General features: G+C 57.9%; 1 protein-coding gene. It reads right to left on the bottom strand.

From position 1 onward, the window contains the following. Positions 1-184: 184 nt before the first annotated feature. A partial coding sequence (gene tuf / locus ACR0MS_RS20425; RefSeq protein WP_170337277.1) for an elongation factor Tu occupies positions 185-1,360 on the bottom strand: 1,176 nt, incomplete at its 5' end.

The raw sequence follows: 1,360 nt of genomic DNA, 5'->3' as shown, positions 1-1,360 counted from the left end.
TTTATCACCGTGTTGCTCTCGGCAGATTTTCCTTTGGAAAATCGCCTGCCGCAACCAGGCGTGGCAAGCGCGCCTTACTCGATGATTTTCGACACACTTTTTTGTGCGGCTCGGGATTATTGAATTCGAACAAAAAGGGCGTCCCGAGGGACGCCCTTTCCGTCTAATCATTCGCTTGTGCGAATTATTCAATAATCTTCGACACAACGCCGGCGCCGACGGTGCGGCCACCTTCGCGGATCGCAAAGCGCAGGCCGTCTTCCATCGCGATCGGTGCGATCAGCTCGACGGTGAAGCCGACATTGTCGCCAGGCATAACCATCTCGGTGCCAGCCGCCAGAGTCACGGTGCCGGTCACGTCAGTCGTACGGAAGTAGAACTGCGGACGGTAGTTCGCAAAGAACGGGGTGTGACGACCGCCTTCTTCCTTGGTCAGGATGTAGGCTTCGGCTTCGAACTTGGTGTGCGGGGTAACCGAACCCGGCTTACACAGAACCTGGCCACGCTCAACGCCGTCACGGTCGATACCGCGCAGCAGGGCGCCGATGTTGTCGCCTGCTTCACCGCGATCCAGCAGCTTGCGGAACATCTCAACACCGGTACAGGTGGTTTTCTGAGTGTCGCGGATGCCGACGATTTCGATCTCGTCGCCCACGTTGATCACGCCACGCTCGACACGGCCGGTCACAACGGTACCACGACCCGAGATCGAGAACACGTCTTCGACCGGCATCAGGAACGGCTTGTCAACTTCACGCTCAGGGGTGTCGATATAGTCATCAACAGCCGCCATCAGCTCCTTGATCTTCTCTTCGCCGATTTCCGGGTTGTTGCCTTCCATCGCGGCCAGAGCCGAACCTGCGATGATCGGAACATCGTCGCCGGGGTAGTCGTAGCTGGACAGCAGTTCGCGAACTTCCATCTCAACCAGTTCCAGCAGCTCTTCGTCGTCAACCTGGTCCACTTTGTTCATGAACACGACCATCTTCGGGATACCAACCTGGCGGCCCAGCAGGATGTGCTCACGCGTTTGCGGCATCGGGCCGTCTGCGGCGTTCACAACCAGGATCGCGCCGTCCATCTGAGCAGCACCCGTGATCATGTTCTTGACGTAGTCGGCGTGGCCGGGGCAGTCGACATGCGCGTAGTGGCGGTTGTCGGTCTCGTATTCCACGTGGGCGGTCGAGATGGTGATCCCGCGCGCTTTCTCTTCCGGCGCACCGTCGATTTGGTCATACGCTTTGAAGTCACCGAAATACTTGGTGATCGCTGCGGTCAGCGTCGTTTTACCATGGTCAACGTGGCCAATCGTGCCGATGTTGACGTGCGGTTTTGTACGCTCAAACTTTTCCTTTGCCAT

It is taken from the genome of Ruegeria sp. CJ2 (genome assembly GCF_056536745.1).
This window is presented reverse-complemented; position numbering and strand designations above follow the sequence as displayed.